This is a genomic window from Kitasatospora sp. NPDC058444 (genome assembly GCF_042721415.1).
In the GTDB taxonomy this organism is placed as follows: domain Bacteria; phylum Actinomycetota; class Actinomycetes; order Streptomycetales; family Streptomycetaceae; genus Kitasatospora.
In genome coordinates this window covers 1-1,087 of the sequence record NZ_JBHXLL010000107.1, presented here as the reverse complement: position 1 = coordinate 1,087, position 1,087 = coordinate 1, and the positions used below count along the sequence as shown (strand labels likewise).

The following is a 1,087-nucleotide window of genomic DNA, read 5'->3' as shown; positions in this document are numbered from 1 at the left end:
GGACTCGCTTTCGCTACGGCTACCCCACACGGGTTAACCTCGCTACACACCGCAAACTCGCAGGCTCATTCTTCAAAAGGCACGCAGTCACGGCCAGCCGGTAAACCGACTGACGACGCTCCCACGGCTTGTAGGCACACGGTTTCAGGTACTATTTCACTCCGCTCCCGCGGTACTTTTCACCATTCCCTCACGGTACTATCCGCTATCGGTCACTAGGGAATATTTAGGCTTAGCGGGTGGTCCCGCCAGATTCACACGGGATTTCTCGGGCCCCGTGCTACTTGGGTGTTCTTCAAGCGAGCCGTACAGATTTCGTCTACGGGGGTCTTACCCTCTACGCCGGACCTTTCGCATGTCCTTCGACTACCCATACGGTTTCTGACTCGCCGACCGGCCGGCAGACCGATCAAGAAAAATCCCACGACCCCGAAACGGCAACCCCTGCCGGGTCTCACACCGTTCCGGTTTAGCCTCATCCAGTTTCGCTCGCCACTACTCCCGGAATCACGGTTGTTTTCTCTTCCTGCGGGTACTGAGATGTTTCACTTCCCCGCGTTCCCTCCACACTGCCTATGTGTTCAGCAGCGGGTGACAGCCCATGACGACTGCCGGGTTTCCCCATTCGGACACCCCCGGATCAAAGCTCGGTTGACAGCTCCCCGGGGCCTATCGCGGCCTCCCACGTCCTTCATCGGTTCCTAGTGCCAAGGCATCCACCGTGCGCCCTTAAAAACTTGGCCACAGATGCTCGCGTCCACTGTGCAGTTCTCAAACAACGACCAGTCACACACCCTCGATGATCCGAAGACCACCTCAAGTGAGGCCGGCTCTGAGACAACGTTTCCGTTCCCTCAGGACCCAACAACGTGCCCGACACACCCGCCAAGACCCTGTGTTCCACGCCGAAGCAGTACTAACAGGCCCTACCGAATGTGCCGAATAGTCAACGTTCCACCCATGAGCAACCGTGCAGGACATTCGCCTGCAACCGGCATATTTGCTCCTTAGAAAGGAGGTGATCCAGCCGCACCTTCCGGTACGGCTACCTTGTTACGACTTCGTCCCAATCGCTGGTCCCACCTTC

At 57.9% G+C, this 1,087-nt stretch carries 2 rRNA genes; both read right to left on the bottom strand.

Annotated features, from left to right (window positions below):
- A 23S ribosomal RNA gene (locus ACFWP2_RS39645) occupies positions 1–743 on the bottom strand; the annotation flags it as partial.
- 268 nt (positions 744–1,011) lie between these two features.
- Positions 1,012–1,087: ribosomal RNA gene (locus tag ACFWP2_RS39640) — 16S ribosomal RNA — on the bottom strand; the annotation flags it as partial.